Below are 20,318 nucleotides of genomic sequence, written 5' to 3'. Positions count from 1 at the left end.
CGGCGTACGGCAACACGCCGCCCTCCCTCCATATGGAAGGGCTACGGTGAACACCATTGCTGCGCGAAACGTTTCCAAGGGAGAGCGCACACGTCTCCCCTTTATGCAAAAAACACGCGATAAAACGCATGTTTTTCCGATCATTGGTAACGATCTTGGTGACGGCGAAACTTGTCCCAAGAGCTTGTCCCGAGCGACCCCGGGCAAGGTGGCGGAATCATCCGCGCTGTTCAGGAACATCGCAATGCACAAAGAGCGTTTTTAGCAGGCCCGTTCGTCCAGATGTTCGCGTATTGCGATGTACTGCTCACTTAGACGTCTAAATTTTGCGCGACGCCTTGAAATATAGGAGACACAAAACCAAATGCGCGTAACCACCACACTCGCTGCAATAGCAATACATCGTCGCCCCGGCGAAGGCCGGGGCCCAGCGACTTGCAGTCCGCCAAAAGCCACTAGGCCCCGGCCTTCGCCGGGGTGACGAATCAGTAGCGTTGAATTTGCAGGCAAATGTAGCTTTTCGATTAAGCCCGCAACTTGTAGCCAGTGCGGAAAATCCAGGCAATCGCCACGGCACACAGCAGCAGAAACGCGGTCGTCATTCCTGCGCTCAACCCGACGTTGACATCCGACTGCCCGTAGAAGCTCCAGCGAAACCCACTGATGAGGTACACCACCGGGTTGAACAGCGCGACCTTCTGCCAGAACGGCGGCAGCATGCCGATCGAATAAAAGGCGCCGCCCAGAAACGTCAAGGGCGTGACGATCATCAGCGGAATCACCTGTAGCTTCTGGAAATCGTCGGCCCATAGCCCGATGATGAACCCGAACGAGCAGAAGGTAACCGCCGTCAGCAGCAGAAACGTGATCATCCATACCGGATGCAAAATGCTGTAAGGCACGAAGAAGCGCGCGGTAACCAGGATAAGCAAACCGAGCATCACCGATTTGGTCGCCGCAGCCCCCACATAGCCCAGTACCGCCTCCAGCGGTGACACCGGCGCGGAAAGCAACTCGTAGATGGTGCCGGACCATTTGGGCAGGTAAATGCCGAACGAGGCATTGGAGATGCTCTCATTGAGCAGGGACAGCATGATCAGCCCCGGAATGATGAAGGCGCCATAGCTGGTGCCGCCGATATGCCCCATGCGCGAGCCGATCGCCGTGCCGAACACGATGAAGTACAGCGACGTCGACAGCACCGGCGAGACGATGCTTTGCGTCAGCGTGCGGAACGTGCGAGCCATCTCGAAGCGGTAGATGGCGCGGATCGCTGGAATGTTCATGACTCCCTCCGGACCAGGCTGACGAAAATATCTTCGAGCGAACTTTCCACGGTGTGCAGGTCCTTGAAGTCGATGCCGCGCTCGCCCAGCTTGCGCAACAGCACGGCAATGCCGGTGTCGTCGCTCTTGGCATCGAAGGTGTAGGTAAGTGTCGTGCCGTCGGCGGAAAGCTCCAGCGCGTATTCGCCCAAGCCCTCCGGCACGGCCTGCATGGGCGCTTGCAGGCTGATCACCAGTTGCTTCTTGCCAAGCTTGCGCATCAGCGCCCGCTTCTCTTCGACCAGGATCAATTCGCCGCCGGTGATGACGCCAACGCGGTCGGCCATTTCTTCGGCCTCGTCGATATAGTGCGTGGTGAGGATCACCGTGACGCCGGTTTCTCGCAGTCCGCGCACCATGCGCCACATGTCGTGCCGAAGCTCCACGTCCACGCCCGCTGTGGGTTCGTCCAGAAACAAAATCTCTGGTTCGTGCGCCAGCGCCTTGGCGATCAGCACGCGGCGTTTCATGCCGCCGGACAAGGTCATGATCTTCGAGTCTTTCTTCTCCCATAGCGACAGATCGCGCAGCACCTTTTCGATGTGCTTGTCGTTGCGGGCACGCCCGAACAGGCCGCGGCTGAACCGCACCGACGCCCATACCGTCTCGAACGCATCGGTCGACAGCTCCTGCGGCACCAGGCCGATCTTTGCGCGCGTGATCCGGTAGGCCCGCAACACATCGTGGCCGGCCGCCATGATGGTGCCGCTGCTTGGCGTGACGATGCCGCAGATGATGCTGATCAACGTGGTCTTGCCTGCGCCATTGGGCCCTAGCAGGGCAAAGATTTCGCCGTGCCGGATATCGAGGTCGACCGACTTCAGCGCCTGGAAGCCGCCTTTGTAAGTCTTGCTGACGCCGCGAACGGAAACGGCGTGCGGTGTCGGAGGGGCCTGCTCGTTCATGGCATCCACGGGTCCTTGATGGTCGGCGGGGCGAACTTATCACTTGCGCCACTGCCATGTCAGCGCGGCCGCCATTGACATGCGTCGTGAAAGACACGTGTAGCATGGGCGGTCTACCGGAGCCTTCGATGCGACTGACCTACCAGACCGACTACGCCTTGCGTCTATTGATGTACCTGGCCGTGCAAGGCGATCGCCGTTCGTCCATCCATGAAATCGCCACGCAATATGGCATTTCCGAAAATCACTTGATGAAGGTGACGCAGCGATTGGCGGCGCTCGGGTATGTGGATGCGTTGCGCGGGCGCAGCGGCGGATTGAAGCTGGCCGGCAGGGCGCAGGATGTCCGCATCGGCGACGTGGTTCGCGCGATGGAGCCGGATCTTGAGATCGTGGAGTGTTTTGGTGCGGAAAATACCTGTGCCATCACACCGGCTTGCGCGCTTCGCCATGTATTGGACGAAGCACGTGAGCGTTTTCTTGAGGTGCTGGACAGCTATACGTTGAAGCAGTTGGTGGCGCGGCCCGGAAAATTGCGGATTGCGCTCAATATTGTGGCGTGAGCTAACGTAGATCGGTTTTCTGCTCCCTCCCCTGCGACAGCAGGGGAGGGAGATGAATACGTCAGGCAAGCGCCGCGCCAAAAAATTCGGCGTGAATGCGCGACTCCGGCACCCCCACCCGCTTCAGCGAATCGATCTGCGCCGTCATGAATCCACGCGGGCCGCAGATGTAATAGTCCGCATCGGCCAGATGATCCTGCACGGCAATCTGCGCGGCATCGATGCGACCCTGCTTGTCGTAGTGACGCCCGGCCACGTCGGTGACGCCGACTTCTTCGTAGTAGATCTCTACATCCAGCTTCTCATGGCGTAGGGCCATGCTGCGTAGCCAATCGTTCATGGCATGCACGTCGCGGTTGCGCGCCGCGTGGACGAAGTGGATCGAGCGCTCCGGTTGTTCCTTCGCGACATGGCCGAGAATGCCGAGCATGGGCGTGATGCCTACGCCGCCGCTCAGCAACACCAGTGGCGTGTCCTTCTCCTGGTCGACCACGAAATGCCCTCGCGGAAACGACAACTCGATGACGTCGCCTTCGCTCACATCAAGATGGAGCGCGGTGGAAACGATACCGGCCGGTGCGTCGTTGCCGGCATCCTGGCGCTTGACGGTGAGGCGAAGGTGGTCGCGATGCGGCGCATCGGACAGGCTGTATTGGCGGATATGCGTCATGCCGGCATCGTCCACCGTGCGCACGGAGACAAATTGTCCGGGCTGGAATGGCGGCAGCGCGCCATCGTCGGTGGGCTTGAGATAGAACGATGCGATCTCGCTGCTCTCACGCACCACCCCGGTCACCTTGAACGGACGCCAGCCGGACCAGCCGCCCTCGGCCGTCGCGGCCTGCACATACAAGGCTTGCTCGGCTTCGATCAACGTATCGGCCAGCTGCCCGTATGCGGCGGCCCATGCTTTCAACACCTCGGGCGTTGCAGCTTCGCCCATCACATCGCCAATGGCGGCGAGCAGGTGGCGGCCGACGATCGGATAGTGTTCGGCGCGAATGCCGATGCTGACGTGCTTGGCCGTGACCACCTTGAGCACCGGCGCCAGCACCGCGGTATGGTCGATGTTTTCCGCATAACCCAGCACGGCCAGCGCCAACGCCTGCTGCTGTTCGCCGGTGGCCTGGTGGCTCATATTGAACAGGTGCTTGAGTTCCGGATTGGCCTGGAACATGCGTGCGTAGAAGTTCTTCGTCAGCGCCAGTCCGTGGGTTCTCAGCGCCGGAGCGCAGCTCTTGACGATGTCGCGTTGGGTTTGGGTCAGCATGGGAATGCCTTGTTGTTTTAAAGATGCATTAATAATACATCTTATATGTCGCGCCCTTTTGTGATGCGACGCTCTGCCACGCAGGCATGGGTGCGCGGAACGCGAACCCCGACATCCAGCGGCGCGGTTACCAACCGCCACCCAATGCAAGGAAGGTATCGATCTGATCGCGATTGAGCGTGGATTGGCCCATCGCAACTGCCTGCTCGGCCGTCCAGCGATCCCGCTCCGCCGCCAGCAGCGACAAGCTGTCGATCCTGCCGCCCTGCTTCAATTCCTCCGCCTGCGCGGCGCGTTGCACGGCGGCGTCGCGGGCAAGCTTCAGTTGGTCCTGCTTGTCCAGGTCGGCCGCGTAGGTATTGAGCGAGGTTTCGACGTCGCGCAGCGCGTTCAACACGGCGCCGTCAAACGCCGCCAGCATGGCGTGGCTTTGCGCATTGGCTTCGTCGATGCGCGCATGCACCGCGCCGCGGTTCAAGTTCCAGCTCACCTGCGGCCCGATGGCAAAACGGTTGGTGTAGCCGGTCAAGGCATCGGCGGCCTTGCCGGTCGATCCCGCCGAGACGCCAAACTTGATATCCGGATACAACGCCGCCGTGGCGATGCCGATGCGGGCGGTGGCTGCCGCCAGGTGCCGTTCGGCCATGCGCACGTCGGGACGCCGCTTGAGCAGGTCGTGGCCGTCGCCAACGGGTAGCGGATGATCCAGATGCAACGGTGTGTTGCACGCGAGCAAGCGGCGATCGAAATCGGCGGGCGGCTGTCCGGCCAGCGTCGCCAAACGGAACAAGGCGTTGCGTTGTGCTGCTGCAAGCAATGGCAACGAGGCACGGATGATCGCCAACGCATTCTGCTGACGCGTGCTGTCCAGGGGCGATGCGCGCCCGTGCGACACCAGCTCCTGGATCATGCGCACATCGTCCTGCTCGATGCCGATGCGCTTTTGCGCCAGCACCATCTCATGCCCGGCATTGCACGCTTCGGCATATGCGCGCACGGTTTCGGCGACGACGTTGACGCGTACCAGGTCGCGCGCCGCGACCGCGGCTTCGTCATCGGCGCGGGCGGCTTCTACGCCGCGGCGAATCGCGCCGAACAAATCCAGGTCGTAGCTGACCGACACGCCGGCGTTGTAATTCTGGTAGGGCGCAACGCCCACGCGCTTCAATACCGATTCTTCCGACGGATGATTCCACGCCGTCGCCGCGTCCACGCTGCCGGCGAAGCGCTGCGAATCGGCGTCGATCAGCAAGGCATCGCTGTGTTCGAGGTTGGCTTCGGCGAAACGCAATTGTGTATTCGCCGCCAGCGTTTGCGCGATGAGGCGATCCAGCACGGGATCGTCGTAGAGCTTCCACCAGTTCGCCGGTAGCGCTGCCGCACTCGTGGCAGCGGATGCGGAGGCAAAAGCTCCCTGCGCTGCAGGTGCGTTCACCATGGCCTTCGCCGGCACGCGGTAGTCAGGCCCGACTTCGGCACAGCCGACAAACGCGATGCACGCACACGCGGCAAGCACCGTACGCAAAATCACCACGGCATCAACCCCTTCGGCTTATCCGCCGAATGCACCACCACGGTGGCGGTCTGGCCAGGCACCAGGCGAATGCCCTTGGGCACGTTATCGATCGCGATGCGCACCGGAATGCGCTGCGCCAGGCGTACCCAGGTAAAGGCGGGATTGACATCGGCGGGCCTGGCGCCGTCGCCGGTGCGTTCGCGATCGCCGATGGCCGATTCGATGCTTTCCACGTGACCGCGGATCTCGCCCGGCACACCCATCAAGTGCACGCTGACGCGGTCGCCGATATGCACGCGCTGCAGCTTGGTCTCTTCGAAATAGCCTTCGATGCGCGTGGATGCGGTATCCACCAGCGCAAGCGCCGGCTTGCCGACGGTGAGATAAATGCCAGGCTGCAAGGTGACGTTGGCGACTTCGCCGCTCACGGGCGCCTTCACCTGCGTTCGATCCAGGTTGAGCTGCGCCAGGTCGCGCGCCGCAACCGCCTGCGCCACCGCCATGCGCAGTTCTTCCACCTTGGCCTGGCCCTGTTCGATCACCTCGCTTGCCACCACGTTGGACATCGAGCGGTTGCGGCGATCCTCGCGCTCGGCTTCGGCCACCGCGGCACGCTGGCTGCCGAGGTTGGCTTGCGCGGTTTGCAACGCGATCAGGTAGCGGGACGGATCGACCACCAGCAGTACCTGCCCTTGCCGCACTTGCTGATTGTCGTGCACGCGTACCTCGGTGATCAGGCCGGCGACGTCGGCGGCGACCGGCACGATATCGGCCAGCACTTTGCCGTCGCGCGTGACCGGCTCGACCTGATAGCGAATCCACAACGCACGCACCGCATACAACAGCACGGCGATGGCCAGCAGCGTGAACAACGCACGCACGATCTTCATGATCCAAGGCTTGATCAAGGTGTTACCCATAATGAATAAAGCGATCGGCGCCGACGGTCAGCGCCCACCACAACAAGGCGAACAAGGCCAGTTCCCACAGGCCCGCATGCCCGAACATGCCGGACCAGGAAACGCGCTGCCACAGTCCACGCAACACATGCGCAAGCACGCCGGCCACCACCGCCCACACCAGCGCGGAAGGCAGGAACACGCCGAACACGTGCAGTTCTTCAAGCATCGCCAGCCATCCTTGGAACAGGTGCGTGGGGAAACAGGTTGCAGCGCATGCCGACCAGGGCAAGCAAGGCAGGATGCGAGGGATCCGGCTGCTCCGCGCTGCACATGGCAAGAATGGCCTTGTCGACGCTGGCCAGCAGCGACGGCGATGGCGGCAGCAGTTCGCCTTTGCGTCCGCGCGCCCGGAACAAGATGGCGATACCCGCCAGCACCTCGCGCAGCGTGGCCTGGATGGAGGTGGGTACGGTCGATAGCGTTCGCCGGATCGCAATCACATTGCGGCCGATGCGCAGATCGGCCAAGCCGTCCGCCGCATGCAAGGCATCGCTGCCTTCGGCCACCGCCATGCGCGCGGCCACCTGGCCCAGTCGATCGACCGCCATGCTGGTCCAATGCACCGGGCGGAACGGCCGCGCCGTTTCGGCCATCTGCCCGATCTCGATCCAGTTGCCGCGCATCATGCGTTTGGCCGTCCACGTCACATTGACCGAACGGAACATCTTGGCCACCACGATGGTGGCGATGATGCCGCCGACCTGTGCCAGGCCGACGTTGATGAAGGTGGCGAAATCGGCGATGAAACGATCGAGGAAACCCAGCGCCACGATCAGGCAGGAGAACATTGGCAGCGCGCGCGCCGACAGCGATGGCGTGGCCTGGATGTAACCGATCGCCAACAAGGCTGGCGCCAAGGTCACGATCAGCATGGCGCAACCGTCGACACGCGGAAGCACCGCAAACAGGTAGAACGCCGCCAGCGGAAACGTCACCAGCGTGGCGCCCAGATAGCGGCCGAGCACCGGCGCCGGATCATCCTGCGCGGCGAACGAACAGGTGATCAGCGCGGCAAACGCGGCAGTGGCCGAACCGGCCGGCCATGCGAGCAGAATCCACACCGCGCAATACAGCATGATCGCCGTGGCTGTCGCCAGGCCGGCCAGCGCCGCTACACCATGATCGCGCGCCAAGGGAAACGCTTTGTCGCGCTCCCTGCCCTTCTTCGATTTGGGCTGGGTCATCGGTTGATGGGCAAGCTGCTGCACCAGGCTGTTCGCTTCCACTTGCGCTTCGATGAATTCCGCCATGCGCACGCACAAGCTGGAGCGCAACAGATCGCGCCAGAACAGCGGCTGTTCTTTGCGCTCGGCCAGCTGGCGGCAGCGCATGGCCAGTTCGTATCCGTCGGCGGATTGCTGTTCGGCAGGCCTGGCAAGCCACGCGCGCGTTTCTTCGACCAGGCGGGCGAGCGCGGGATCAAGCGGCGCCAGCGCGCTGAGCATGTCCAGGCGGTTCGCCGCGGCCGATGCCAACGGCAAGATCGTCGCCAGCTGTTTTTGCACGCCCAGCACCATGCGGCGCCCTGCCCTGGCCGGCCATGGGTCGGAAGGCAAGTGGATGGCCAGCATGCCGAGCTCGGCGACGTCCGCCGCCAGCATGCGCCGGTGTTCGTATTCGAGCCTGGTATGGCGTTGCCCCAGCGCTTCGCGCGTCCAGCGCGATGCATGCGCAAGAAACGAGCTGGCGCGGCCATGGATCACCGGCCGCACGCTCCACGGCTGGAGCAGGCCATGCGCGAAACTGACGCAAGTGATGGCCACCGTCATCTCTTCCACGCGGGAAATGGTGGTGGTGAAGACATCGGCCGGATCGTCCAGATAGGGAAAGCTGATCACCGCCGAGCTGAAGGCCGCCATCTGGAACAGAAAGGCGCGCGGCGTGCGGTCCAGCACGGCGAGGTAGATGCACAGGCCGGTCCATGCCGCCATGCACAGCACCAGCAGTTCCGGCGCATGCTGCAGGTTGGGCACCACCAGGATGGATACCGCGGCGCCCGTGAGAATGCCGCCGAGGCGATACAGCATCTTCGGCCGGAAGGCGCCGGCCATCGGCTGCGCCGTCACGTACACCGTCAACAAGGCCCACCACGGGCGCGGCAGGCTGAACTCGAAGGCGATGAAAAGCGTGATCGCGGCCGCAATGAAGCTGCTCAGGGAAAAGAGCAGTTTCTGCGGGTCGAGCAGTAGCAGGGACCACGGCAAGGATGCCGTTCGCGCGGTAGCGGGCATGGGAAGAAAGCGAGCGTGCGGGGCTGGAACGTTGCGGCAGCGACAGATGCGCTTACCGATCAGCCGCTTATCTTGCCTCATAAATCCGTTAAAGCTGAGATCAAAATATTGCTGGTTGCCAGCAATAAAAATGCGGTTAGCCGAATGGGCACCGGGTATCCGTTTCGCTCACACCTTCCGGGCCGTCCATTCGGACGTTCTCCGCGCTTCGCGCTACGTCCGGCTTTCGCCGGGATGACGAAATCCCGCGCCGCCAGATTCTGCGGCAACACCCCGCTGAGACCCGGCGCCACCAAGTGCTCGCAAGGGAGTTGGATCGTCGCAAGAACATCCTTCTCTCCGGCTTGGTGGCATTCAGCCCATCCAGAAAAACATTAGAATTGATCGCTCTTTCAGCAACAAAAAATTGCTAGATGGACGTCAACGCTGCGCGCACCTTCCTGGAAATCGTCAAGACCGGCAGCTTCGTCAGCGCGGCCGCCAACCTCAATCTCACCCAGACTGCGGTCAGCGCGCGCATCCGGGTGTTGGAAGAGCAACTGGACCAGCCCCTGTTCGTGCGCAATAAATCAGGGGCCAGACTCACCACCGCCGGCGAGCAATTCCTGCGTTTCGCCGCCAGCATGGTGCAGATGTGGGAGCGTGCGCGCAAAGCCGTCGCACTGCCGCCGGGGCGCGAGATGGTAGTAACCGTCGGCGCCGAGCTCAGCCTGTGGGATCCGTTGCTGCGCGATTGGTTGCTGTGGGTGCGCCAGGCCTGCCCCGAATTCGCGGTAAGCGCGCAGATCGATGACGCCGATCGATTGGTGGATCGCGTGCAGGCGGGCTTGCTGGACGTGGCGATCGTCTACGCCGCGCCGCAACGCCCAGGGGTGATTGCCGAGCTGCTGTTCGAAGAAAAACTGGTGATGGTCAGCACCACGGCCGAGCACGGCCGCGCTCTGCAAGCGGAAGACCACGTGCGCATCGACTGGGGCGATGCATTCGCCGCCAGTTTCCAGGCGGCATTTCCGGACCAGCCCAATCCGGTGGTGTCGATCAGCTACGGTCCCTTGGCGCTCGATTACATCCTCGCGATGGGTGGCAGCGGTTATTTCCGCAAAGGCTTCGTGCGCCGTTACTTGCAAGACCGGCGCCTTGCACTGGTGCCGGACAGCCCCGAGTTTTCCTATTCGGCGTACGCGGTGCATTCGGCGAAGGCGGATAAAGGCGTGATGGAACGCATCCGCGCGGGTTTGCGTGAAGCGGCCGCACGCGCCGCTGCATAAGCGTCCCGGCCTACAGGCGAGAGCCTCCGCTTTCGCGGGAATGACGGTCGATGGAAATTACAGTTACTGCTGCGTCGTGCGCGCAGAAACGGAATGCGTACCGTGCCTGGCAAGCTTCGCGAGCTGCGCAACATTCCCCGGCCTTCCAAGCCAATGGCCTTGCATTTCATGGCAGCCCAACGCCGCCAGCTGCGCCGCCTGCTGCATGGTTTCCACGCCTTCGGCCACCACGCGCTTGCCCAGGCTGATCGCCAACGCGATGATCGCGTGGATCACTGAAGCATCTTCCGGATCTTCCGTCATATGCATCACGAAGCTGCGGTCGATCTTCAGCGTATCGATGGCAAAGCGGCGCAAATAGGCCAGGCTGGAAAAGCCGGTGCCGAAGTCGTCGATGGACAGCTTCACGCCGAGCGCGCTGAGCCCGGCGATACGCTGCTGGATCGATTCGCTCGGCTCCATCAGCATGCTCTCGGTCAATTCCAGTTCGAGCAAATGCGGCGGCAATCCGGTCTCGCGCAGCGATTCCATGATGAAGCTGAGGAAGTTGTCGCGCGAGAACTGCACTTGCGAGATGTTGACGCTCACGCTGACACCCTGCAACGAACCGTGTTGCCAGGCCTTGCACGCGCGGCAGGCTTCTTTCAACACCCAGTTGCCCATGGAGAGAATCAAGCCGCTGGCTTCGGCGATGGGAATGAATTCATCCGGCAGGCAGATCTCGCCATCCGGGCGGCGCCAACGCATCAACGCTTCGGCCGAGATGATCTTGCGCGAACCGGTGTCGATGCGCGGCTGGAATTCCAGGAACAGCTCCGCGCGCATGATGGCGAAGCGCAGCGCGTTTTCCAGGTCGAATTCCTTCTGCGCGTTGGCTTCCATCGCCGCGGTATAGAAGTGGTAGTCATTGCGGCCGTGACGCTTGGCCGCGTACATGGCGATGTCGGCATGGCGGATCAGCGCATCGGCATCGTCGCCATCATCCGGAAACATGCTCACGCCAATGCTTGCCGACAGTTGCAACTCCCGGCGCCCAACCCGGATCGGCTTGCTCAGAATCTCCAGCGCCTTGGTGGCGGCGACAGCCGCCTCCGGCTTGCCGGACAACTCCGGCAGCAGCACGACGAATTCGTCGCCGCCAAGGCGGGCGACGGTATCCACGCTTTTCACCACCGACAGCAAGCGATCCGCCACTTGCTGCAACAACTCGTCACCCGGTCCATGACCCAGTGTGTCGTTGATCTGCTTGAAGCGATCCAGATCGATGAACAGCACCGCCAGATGGTGCGCCGTCTGCTTGGCCCTGGCCAAGGCGATATCCAGCCGTTCGAGCAGCAACGACCGATTGGGCAGCCCGGTCAGCGCATCGAAGTGCGCAAGATGCGCCATGCGTTCGGACAGCTCCAGCACGGCGCTGACGTCGCGCAGGACCAGCACGGCGCCCCTCACTGCACCCGCATCCGAGCGGATCGGCGTGGCCGAACATTCGATGGCATGGCGTGTTTCATCTTTCAATTCAAGCGCGCACAGGAACGGCCCTTCCGGCATGCCGGTCTGCAGCGCCGTGGAGGCCGGATGCGCCTGCATCAACCGCTCGCCTTCGCGCCACAGCGGCAGGCGGCGTTCCAGGATCGCCTCGTCGGGCGCAATGGATCGGTCGAGCAACGCCCTGCCGGCGGGATTGGCGAATTCGAGCTTGCCCTCGCGATCCAGCGTAAAGACCGCATCGCCGATCACTTGCAAGGTCACGTCCGTCATCAGGCGTTCCTGGCGCAGGGCATCTTCAGCCATCACACGCGCGGTCACGTCGCGCAGGGTCAGCACTACGCGATCGGGTTCCTCATTGATGAGGCCGCCGGTTACTTCCACGTCGCGAAAAGACCCATCGGCGTGCCGCATGCGCAACAATGCCGTGGCGGGCGGCACGCCTTGCAGCAACTGCATCCAAAGCTCGCGCGCAACAGCCTGGCTGCCTTCCTCGATCAGGCTCTCCAATGAGCTTTCCACCATCTTGCCGGCCGGATAGCCAAGCATGTCCTGGATCGCCGGCGATACATATTTGCAGTAGCCATCCGCGCCGAGCAGCAACACGATGTCGTGCGAGTGCTCCGCCAACATGCGATAGCGCGCCTCGCTGCCGCGCAACGTGCGGCCAAGCCGGCGGCGCTGCTCCAAGGATGCGGTCAGCGGCAAAACCACCGCCATGCAAGACAGCACGCACAACTGCAGCAGCATCGCGCTCCACGCGGGGAACGGTGCCTGGCGGTGGATCGGTCCGTATCCCGCCGAGGTCGCGATGGCACCCACCGCAGCCACGGCGATAATTCCCCCGATCACCCAGCGACGGTTTCCCGTCAACGCCAGCAGCACCAGTGGCGGAAAAACAATGAACAAGATCGGCAGCGTGGGCTGGCAGAACGCCAGCGCGGAAGCGCCGATCAACCCCAGCAGAGCCTGCGCACAACGACGCGTGCGGCGGCGGGACAACGCCGGCTCGCGGTGCCAACGCAGCACTTCCATGGTGAGCGGAACGGCAAGCGCGGTTCCCAGCGCATGGGAGACGAAGCGCAGGCTGCCGATTTCCCCATAACGGGAATGCCCGGTGAGGATCAACCACGGCATGATCGCGAGCGTGGACGCCAAGGGCGCCACCAGCAGCGCCCAGATAATGAAGCGCTTGGTGCCGTAAGGCGTTTCCAGATACGTCGCGCGATCTTTTCTCGACAGCGCCGAGAGCGCAATGCTCATTTCCAGTGCATTGCCCAACGCTCCGACGAAACCCTCGCCAAACGACAGCCCCATCACCATGTTGGTGCAGCAGATGGTGCAACAGGCGCCCGTAACCAGTGCAACCGCACCGCGACGCCCGCGATGCATCAGCACCGCCAGGCAGATGCCGTTGGACAGCCACAAGGCGGGCAACGACCTGCCGCCTTCGATCCGGTACAGCCACACCGACATCAGCGTCGCCGCAACGATGGTTGCCAGCGGCGGTAGCAAGCTCCGGATCTGGCGCTTGATGGTGTTCATGACTTGAACCGGAATCCCCTGCTCATACATCTCTCGCCAGCCATCGGTTTCCAAAGAAACCAACGGCGAACCAAAAAAAAGCCCCGACGCGACGGGGCCTCCATTCCTTCATCTCCCAACGCCTAAAAGCAGTCGGATGGCTTGCAATCCTGAGCACGCCGGTGACTTCGCCGCGGCGCATTTGTGGGGAGTGCTGCAATCCGCGTGCCAAGCGCTAAAGGGCCATCTGGGCGCCTGGCTTTTTACCGACGCAGGTAAAGGTGCCGCGCTTGGTACATGTGTGCCCAGCGGTTGCTGCAGTCGACCGCAGGCTGGCATGGGTCCTCGCCGGTGGCCAGTGGCATGAGGACCGGAAGCGGGCTAGCGCGCGTCGACGTCGCGCCGGGGAAGGCACCCTTGCTGCTACGCAGCTACGACAACCTGCAAGGACAAGGCGCCCCAACCTTCCACCCTTGCGCTCGGCAGCCTTTACCTACGACACAACGCGCCCGCCGTGATCGGCTGGTGGGACGCAAAACGCAAACGCCGGGCGGCGGCGGTAGCCGGGATGAAATGCCAGCGTTGGGAAGCTCAGAAAAGCTGGGATTTCATCCCTCGGGCTGCACGGCTGACTCATTACAAAAAAAAGCCTGCGCGCAACAACAGGACGCGCAGGCTAAAAACGGCATACCCAAGCCGCCTCACATCGTGACGACGGCGATACTTATTCAGTGTTGCCTTAGGCGGCGACGTGCTGCTCGATCTGCCGGACCTTGGCGGTCACCGCATCATCGGTGTTGATCTCGATGCGGCGCGGCCTCATCGTCTCGGGGAGTTCACGCTTTAGGCTGATGTTCAACAGCCCGTCTGACAGATGGGCATCCGTGACCTGCACGTGCTCGGCCAGCTCGAAGCGGCGTACAAACGGGCGATAGGCGATGCCGCGGTGCAGGTACTCGCCTTCCACGTCGTTTTTGCGCTCACCCTTGATGACGAGCAGGTTCTCCTGCACGCAGATATCGATCTCGTTCCGCTTGAATCCGGCTACCGCTATCGCGATTTGGTAACGGTCCTCAGCGATTTTCATGGTGTCGAAAGGCGGCCAGTTGTCAGCCGGCTGCGCCTGAGCCGCTTCAAGCAGATCGAAGATGCGTTCAAATCCAATGCTCGAGCGATGGAGCGGTGAAAAATCCAGAACATTGCGCATAGCCATATCCTCCAGAGAGCAACATGGAAAAAGACTATTCGCCGCACCGCGAACGGTCGCGGCAAGCCGAGCCCGAAGCGCCCGGTGATGAGCATTCTATGCACCCGAAAGCATTTTTCAAGACCCTGTTTTCAGTATTTGTTTAGCCACTTATACGTCCCTAAATAACTGATTTATTTAAGGCAACACTGATTAAGCATGGCGGTCAAAGCCTGGTCGAGATTGATGAGGTGCTTGAGCATTTAGGCGGTGAGAATTGGCTGGGAGTGCCGGGCCAGGCGTGGCAATAGATCACAAAACATCCAGACGAAGGACGGGTGAAGGTTTATGGTGGCCGGCTCATCCCACGCGAAGCGGCCAACAAGGAGTCAAGTCCGCCCGCGCCGGAAACAGGCGTTGATGTCGATGCGGACGAACTGACGCGGCTGCGCCAAGAGGTGGGCGAGCTGCAAGAAGAAAACGCGGCGTTGCGCAAGGAACTGGCACGTTTGCGGGCAGTGGCGGGTTAGCGCGCCCTGAACTTCATCGCATCACTTTTGAAGACAACCAGCCGATGTTTTGCGTTGGCACCTATCTTTCTCCCATTGCTGTCCGGGGAAAACGAGCTGATGAGGAACTATCAAGTTTCGTCGGCTCGAAACGGCGAGGGCAAGGCTCAAAAATCGCCGTAGCCCTTAGGGCCGTCATTCCCGCGAAAGCGGGAATCCATGTTGCTCTGGTGGATCTCTGAAAATGGATTCCCGCTTTCGCGGGAATGACGGCCGTATGGGTTGCCGCAGACGTACATGGGACCACGCAAATTCCTTGCGGACAGCAGTGGGCTTTCGCCGGAATCACAGAGCGAGCCAATCACAGCAATTGAAGCGCTCTACGGTTTCCCTGCCGAAACCGGCTGGGCAATCGTCCGTCCAACAAACGCATTCCATCCCTTTGCAGCCAGCGCCGCCCATGCGGTCGCGCCCAAATGCGGATCGTGGTAATAGAAAAAATCATCGTACGTAGACAACGGCCCAATCGCGAACGACGTAACGATGCGTGCCTGCGGCGTCGCGTACAGCATGCCGCCGGCGCTACGCTGCGCACTGATCGCCCCCCAAAGGCTGTCAGGTACCGGTTTGCCGCTGGCTTGCAACGCAGCCGCTACCTGGCTGGTGCCTTCGGTCCACATGCCATCGGGCTGGCGCTTGAAACCATAACCGTCGCCGAAGCGATGATTGGCGTCGACAAAAGCCCATACCGACCTCCACGCCGCAGGATGCGGCTGGAACGCAAGCAGCGGCCAGATTTCCTCATCCAGCCCGGACTTGGTGCGCTCGATGGTCTTGCCATCCGCACCGGTGCCAACGAAGAAACGGTGTTGCTTGCCATCCCACATCGCGCCGACAAAAGCACCCGCGATCTGCGCCTGCCGTGCGACCGCCGGATCGGCACGCTCCCGGTTGGCCCACGTGGCGGCGGCATAGATGTCGATGTTGTGTTCCGTCGACTTCCAGTGCTGGACGATCTGTTTATGGTCGTAGCCAAACACGCCGCCTTCGTAGCCAGCGGGCGCCGTGGCGTTGGCAGTGTGCGCGGCGATCCACTTCAACTGCGCCACCGCGCCATCCAGGTACCGCGAGTCGTGCGTGTTGTCATAGACGGTCAGCATCAGCAACGCCGCCCAGGCCACATTTCCGGAGGCAGTGCCGGTCTGGTAGGGATCCTGGCTCCAATAGTTGCCCTGCTTTTGCCAATAGCCAGGCAACATCACCTTGTTGCCTTGCACCGCGCCGCTTCGATATGCATTGCGCAAGCGTCCGTCCTTATACGTAGCGTCACTGGCCGGCGCCAATAAAAAAGCGTCGGCAATGCGGCGCGCCTGCCCGGGCGCACCACAAACGCCAAGCGCAATGCCGGCCAACGCGTTGTCGTAGACAAACCCCACGTTCTGCAAGGCGCGCGCGGCAGCATCGTCGCCATCCATGCCGGGATAGCTGGGCAAGATCATCGGGCCATCGCCGGGAATCGCGGCTGCCGCCTGTTTCAAGGCGCTGCAGGTTTCGTTGGCCAGTTGCTGGCGCGGCGTGTCGCTGGCGACGGCCAGCCTTGTGCACGTCATGCTGAATGCCATGCCGATACCGGCAAGCACGAGCCATCGCTTCGACATAGGTCTCTTATGCCTCTTATGGTTGCCACTCATCCGATGTATGCAAAGACGGCGGGGGTCGTAAGCATGCCTGCCTTTTACCGCACTTTGCCGAACCCGCGAAACTGCCGTAACGCGGCTCGAAAATAACCAGCATCGGCAACAGAAGCAGCAACACCCTCGCCCATCAGCGCCGGCAGCGCCGTCCACGGCAACGTCGGGTGCTGGTGATGCAGCCGATGAAGATGATGATTCATCAATAGCGGCCTCCAGACAGCCGATACGCGAAAGTTACGGGCGCGCTCCGGTTCGTCAAGCGTGACATCGTAATGCGGCAGGTTATCCGCCACGGAAAGCCACGCGCCGCGTAGAAACATCGTGGCGGCAAGCACTGGCCACCATGCGCCGTAGAGGTAAAACGCCCCGGCGTGGAGTGCTACCGACAACAGCCAGTCACGCCGCATGCACCTGCGCCGATCTTGATTTCCGGCAAAACCAACAAACAGGCGCTGGACATCCTGGCCTGCCGGCTCGTCGCTGCGAAGCTTGCGCGCAACGAGTCTGCGCACGCGGCTGGCTGGCAGAAAGGTAACCAACGGCAGCGCAACTTCTGCCAGATACAGGCCACCTGACAAATGCGCGTAATAACCTATGCGTGCAAGCACGGGATGCATCACCCCATCATGCACGTCCGGCCGATCGTGCGGCTCGCGCGTAAAGCGGTGATGCATCAGGTGACCAAAGCGCACGGCGTCGTATGGCAACACGAAGGCAATGGCCAATATCCGCCCAAGCCATTCGTTGAGCCGCCGCTGCGGCAGCAACTGTCCGTGAATCGACTCATGGATCAGGCCCCAATGCGTCGGGGTCAATATCACCAGCGGCAGCGCGATCCATAGCATCGACACGCCCCACTGCCGCAACAAGAACGGCCATGCGATGAGCTGCACCAGCACGGCGGCCGTGACGAGTCCAAGAAGCGCCATATTCGCGCGATAGTCGATGGGAGCACGCCGAGGTACCCGCCGCTCTGGTGCTGCTTGGGTGCCATCCATCTCCGCCCCTGTCTGCAGGTACATCGTTGCCCCTAAGTCCAGTACGTCGGCGCATAAGCTAGCAGCGACTTCTGACAGCTTAAAGAGGTCACGTATGCACCTCGTCGCAACGCCGAACTTTTGCCGCAAATTCAACGCCACCGATTCGTCGCCCCGGCGAAGGCCGGGGCCTAGTGACTTTGACGAACTGCAAGTCGCTGGGTCCGGCCTTCGCTATAAATGGCGATTCGCTTCAAAATGAAATCAATGTAACGCCCGAATTCCTCTGGCGTCACCCGCAAAGCCGAACAAGCCGCCCTGGTCCAATGGTCCCGATTGACGCGGCTGCGCTCCATGGCCAACATTTCTGACGTCAATGAGAACGTGGATATTCGTTAATGAGGCCATAAAGACTGTTCTCGAAGAATCCATAGTTGAAGACGGCGATATCGTAATAATTTCAAAACGATAGGATGATGACGGAGTTTAGGACTAAAATACGTAAGCACCAGTCACTGAATGCATTATTGTCAGCGTCGGAAATAGATCAATACTAGGCCAAGCAGTGTCGACGATTTAAATGTTGACACAGGCCCGATAGGTCCGGGAAGAGAGTTCGCGCGTTTACACCATGTTTATCTAACGAGCCCAAGACTTCTCTTCGTTTTCCGCTGGCACACGCAATCTATGAATATGACTGCGTATCTCCGAATTTGTTTCTAGCGGAACAAATTGACTTACCTTTTTAGAATAACGATGAAGCGTAAACCATCCCTCTTTCGCAACAATCCTTTCATTGTTTAGTCTTGCTTGAAAAACGCGGATCTTAGCAGCGACAAATGGATCCTTCTGATACACATTTTTTTCATGAAATGTGTCAGCCTCGAGCGCATAGACAAATGTATCTCCGTCACACGAATCAGCGCAACCAAACCAAAGAGCAGCGAGTGGATTGCTAGTCCAGTCCAATAAGCGCGTCTTCAAACCGTAGTGTTGAGCAAGAACCACAATATCAAGCTCTGTATTTCCAGCATTTCGAAGAAGCGAAGCACCTTGTAACTGTAGTTGCTCAAGCGCGCGCTTTTTCTCTTCCGCGGTATCCCGACTTGGGTCTTTGCGCGCAATTCCTGGAAGAAGGCTACCTTTCATCGCTTGTCCGCGAAAAAGAACGAGTTCGCTTTTTTACTGCCAAGCTCTCGGTCGTCCGTACAAAATCCACGAGTGATTCAATCTTGTAATTTGCCATCCCGCACCCAATTGATCTAGTGGTTAGGTACACCGACTTGCCAGGCGATGTTTAATTGAATAATTTGATTATTTATAACGTCGACTTTGACCCGCGCAGTGCCCCATCAATGAAAGCCTGGCGTCATAAGCACAATGTACTGCAAAAGCTGCAAAAGCAGGTACACCGCCGCCCCCAAACCAAGGAAGGCGGCCACGTAAAATGCAACCACACGCCATTTCGGCATTACCGGAAAGAATTGAAATGGAACCCGTAGACCAATAGCTTGATCACTTCGCACATTCAATAGGTCCGGAGCTGCTTGCAGCGGGGCTAGCAAATGAAAGCTGAGTTGCTCCTTGGGTGCAAGGCTGGGAAAATTCATCGAATAGCGACCATCCTCCTCGACCCTTCCATCAAAATGCCTTATAGGCCATATGTTCAAGTAACGAGGCTTTACATTAAAAACGATTTCAACATTAGTTGCAGGCTGCGTGCCATCATTTCTCACGAGATATGCAATGGTATGGACTGTCTGCTTATCAGCTGTGATATTGCCGGCTACATCACGAACAGGCTCGTCTATTAAAAATGTAAAATTATGCGCTGACCCGAACCGAAGCCGAACACGGCCCTGACTGATATACGTCAACAGCCACAACAAAATCGGCACAGCAGCTGATACAATCTCTTTAGCATGAGATGCGAAAAACATACCCCCTCCATGACATTTTGCTGCAATCTTGCGACCAAGTAATAAGCAACCCAATGCGTGTCAGATCGCCTCTACTTTCACATCACCAGCTTCCGCCAACAAAGCCTCATAAACATCAAGGCGCCCTTTAGTACGGGCAGCCCACCAGGCTACGCCATAGGTGATCAAAAGCACCCAGAGCAATAAGCCACCAATCAAATGAACGTGGTCGAACAAACCCTTCCAATCACCGAACGCCCAGTCCTTGAGCTGCAAATACAACAACCCCAACAGGGGCAGGATGCCAATTTTTTCTATGCCTCCGCTCAGCAGTCCATGCCGGTAGATCAGTGATGTTTTCCGGTCGCGGAGATAGCGCAGATGCTTGGCGACCTCCGATGGGGGATATGTTCGCAGGCCATCTACGATGCACCGATAACGTACATAAAAACTGTCGAGTTCCGTCGCTATATCCATATATTGGCGCTTATACGTACGCCATGTGCGATAGCCGATTCGGACGAGAGAGATCAGTATGAAAGCCCATTGCAATAGCACCCCAGCCTGCATCATGCGCTGGCCTAATCGATTGGGCATTAGCAAACAGGTGAGAATGCTCAAGCCGCCTATGACGACCACGCCGATCATTGCGTAGCATTCAAACGGCGTCATCACTGCATCGTCTGTGTCTTGCGCGTATTCGGCAATGCGCTCTTCCAGCCACATAAAGCTAAACGGCTGCAATGCCTCTTCAGTCGGCTGCGCCAATCCGTCCATATGCGGGTCCCCTATCCCTGCCCCGCTCCTACAGTAGCCGAAAAACTTGGCTATTTCCTATTCAGCTGCAGTGGCCCGCCTTATGTGCCACCTCTGCGAAGGCTGGAATCCAGTACCCCCTGGCTAAAAGTCGCTGGATCCCAGCTTTCGCTCACTGCTGTCCGGGAAAAATTTGCGCGTTGCACGCAAAGCGTTGCAAGACCTGGT

18 protein-coding genes and 1 pseudogene are annotated in these 20,318 nt (G+C 60.3%); 5 read left to right on the top strand and 14 right to left on the bottom strand.

The genetic code is table 11. From position 1 onward, the window contains the following. Positions 1-46: 46 nt before the first annotated feature. Positions 47-265 (top strand): hypothetical protein, encoded by a 219-nt coding sequence (locus tag V7M64_RS17015; protein WP_333680731.1) that lies wholly within the window; start codon positions 47-49, stop codon positions 263-265. A gap of 259 nt (positions 266-524) precedes the next feature. Here V7M64_RS17015 and V7M64_RS17010 read toward each other — a convergent pair whose 3' ends face one another. Next, a complete protein-coding gene (locus tag V7M64_RS17010; protein WP_333680729.1) occupies positions 525-1,286 on the bottom strand; it encodes an ABC transporter permease in 762 nt (253 codons plus the stop codon). Beyond that, positions 1,283-2,230: an ABC transporter ATP-binding protein gene (locus tag V7M64_RS17005; protein ID WP_333680728.1), complete on the bottom strand. Its 948-nt coding sequence runs from the start codon at positions 2,228-2,230 to the stop codon at positions 1,283-1,285. The genes V7M64_RS17010 and V7M64_RS17005 overlap by 4 nt, the downstream gene beginning before the upstream one ends. 128 nt (positions 2,231-2,358) lie before the next feature. Here V7M64_RS17005 and V7M64_RS17000 point away from each other — a divergent pair, with 128 nt between their 5' ends. After that, positions 2,359-2,793 carry an Rrf2 family transcriptional regulator gene (locus tag V7M64_RS17000; RefSeq protein WP_333680726.1) on the top strand — a complete coding sequence of 145 codons (435 nt, stop codon included), beginning with the start codon at positions 2,359-2,361 and terminating at the stop codon, positions 2,791-2,793. 61 nt (positions 2,794-2,854) lie between these two features. Here V7M64_RS17000 and hmpA read toward each other — a convergent pair whose 3' ends face one another. The 5 genes from hmpA to V7M64_RS16975 form a co-directional block, all read right to left on the bottom strand. Then, positions 2,855-4,063 carry an NO-inducible flavohemoprotein gene (gene hmpA / locus V7M64_RS16995; protein ID WP_333680724.1) on the bottom strand — a complete coding sequence of 403 codons (1,209 nt, stop codon included), beginning with the start codon at positions 4,061-4,063 and terminating at the stop codon, positions 2,855-2,857. Positions 4,064-4,190: 127 nt separating this feature from the next. After that, positions 4,191-5,597: a TolC family protein gene (locus V7M64_RS16990; protein ID WP_333680723.1), complete on the bottom strand. Its 1,407-nt coding sequence runs from the start codon at positions 5,595-5,597 to the stop codon at positions 4,191-4,193. After that, positions 5,591-6,469 carry an efflux RND transporter periplasmic adaptor subunit gene (locus V7M64_RS16985; protein WP_333680722.1) on the bottom strand — a complete coding sequence of 293 codons (879 nt, stop codon included), beginning with the start codon at positions 6,467-6,469 and terminating at the stop codon, positions 5,591-5,593. Before V7M64_RS16985 ends, V7M64_RS16990 begins: the two co-directional genes overlap by 7 nt. A gap of 22 nt (positions 6,470-6,491) precedes the next feature. Continuing rightward, complete coding sequence (locus V7M64_RS16980) at positions 6,492-6,707, bottom strand: DUF1656 domain-containing protein (protein ID WP_333680721.1); 216 nt, start codon at positions 6,705-6,707, stop codon at positions 6,492-6,494. Then, positions 6,700-8,745 carry an FUSC family protein gene (locus V7M64_RS16975; RefSeq protein WP_333680720.1) on the bottom strand — a complete coding sequence of 682 codons (2,046 nt, stop codon included), beginning with the start codon at positions 8,743-8,745 and terminating at the stop codon, positions 6,700-6,702. Before V7M64_RS16975 ends, V7M64_RS16980 begins: the two co-directional genes overlap by 8 nt. A 440-nt stretch (positions 8,746-9,185) precedes the next feature. On the opposite strand from V7M64_RS16975, the gene V7M64_RS16970 reads away from it, so the two are divergent. Next, positions 9,186-10,040: a LysR family transcriptional regulator gene (locus V7M64_RS16970; RefSeq protein WP_333680718.1), complete on the top strand. Its 855-nt coding sequence runs from the start codon at positions 9,186-9,188 to the stop codon at positions 10,038-10,040. A gap of 63 nt (positions 10,041-10,103) precedes the next feature. Here the strand turns inward: V7M64_RS16970 and V7M64_RS16965 are convergent, their stop codons facing one another. Next, the gene (locus V7M64_RS16965; RefSeq protein WP_333680716.1) at positions 10,104-13,070 is read right to left on the bottom strand and encodes an EAL domain-containing protein; all 2,967 of its coding nucleotides are present in this window, start codon (positions 13,068-13,070) and stop codon (positions 10,104-10,106) included. Positions 13,071-13,788: 718 nt separating this feature from the next. Further along, positions 13,789-14,256: an Hsp20 family protein gene (locus V7M64_RS16960; RefSeq protein ID WP_333680714.1), complete on the bottom strand. Its 468-nt coding sequence runs from the start codon at positions 14,254-14,256 to the stop codon at positions 13,789-13,791. A gap of 23 nt (positions 14,257-14,279) precedes the next feature. Here V7M64_RS16960 and V7M64_RS16955 point away from each other — a divergent pair, with 23 nt between their 5' ends. After that, complete coding sequence (locus V7M64_RS16955) at positions 14,280-14,402, top strand: hypothetical protein (protein WP_333680712.1); 123 nt, start codon at positions 14,280-14,282, stop codon at positions 14,400-14,402. Between the two features lie 171 nt (positions 14,403-14,573). Further along, the gene (locus tag V7M64_RS16950) at positions 14,574-14,765 is read left to right on the top strand and encodes a hypothetical protein (protein ID WP_333680710.1); all 192 of its coding nucleotides are present in this window, start codon (positions 14,574-14,576) and stop codon (positions 14,763-14,765) included. Positions 14,766-15,124: 359 nt separating this feature from the next. Here the strand turns inward: V7M64_RS16950 and V7M64_RS16945 are convergent, their stop codons facing one another. The 5 genes and pseudogenes from V7M64_RS16945 to V7M64_RS16925 form a co-directional block, all read right to left on the bottom strand. Then, positions 15,125-16,402, bottom strand: a complete 1,278-nt coding sequence (locus tag V7M64_RS16945; RefSeq protein WP_333680708.1) for a hypothetical protein — start codon at positions 16,400-16,402, stop codon at positions 15,125-15,127. Between the two features lie 77 nt (positions 16,403-16,479). Next, a complete protein-coding gene (locus tag V7M64_RS16940) occupies positions 16,480-17,571 on the bottom strand; it encodes a fatty acid desaturase (RefSeq protein WP_333680706.1) in 1,092 nt (363 codons plus the stop codon). 483 nt (positions 17,572-18,054) lie between these two features. Beyond that, positions 18,055-18,573, bottom strand: a pseudogene (locus V7M64_RS16935) (FRG domain-containing protein); the annotation flags it as partial. 194 nt (positions 18,574-18,767) lie between these two features. Further along, positions 18,768-19,355, bottom strand: a complete 588-nt coding sequence (locus tag V7M64_RS16930) for a hypothetical protein (protein ID WP_333680704.1) — start codon at positions 19,353-19,355, stop codon at positions 18,768-18,770. A 60-nt stretch (positions 19,356-19,415) separates the two neighbouring features. After that, positions 19,416-20,111, bottom strand: a complete 696-nt coding sequence (locus tag V7M64_RS16925) for a hypothetical protein (RefSeq protein ID WP_333680702.1) — start codon at positions 20,109-20,111, stop codon at positions 19,416-19,418. Between the last annotated feature and the right edge of the window lie 207 nt (positions 20,112-20,318).

Origin of the sequence: Dyella sp. (genome assembly GCF_036746095.1) — a bacterium.
Classification (GTDB): Bacteria; Pseudomonadota; Gammaproteobacteria; order Xanthomonadales; family Rhodanobacteraceae; genus Dyella_B.
The sequence above is the reverse complement of the archived record's forward strand: the minus strand, read 5'-3'. Positions and strand labels throughout refer to the sequence as shown.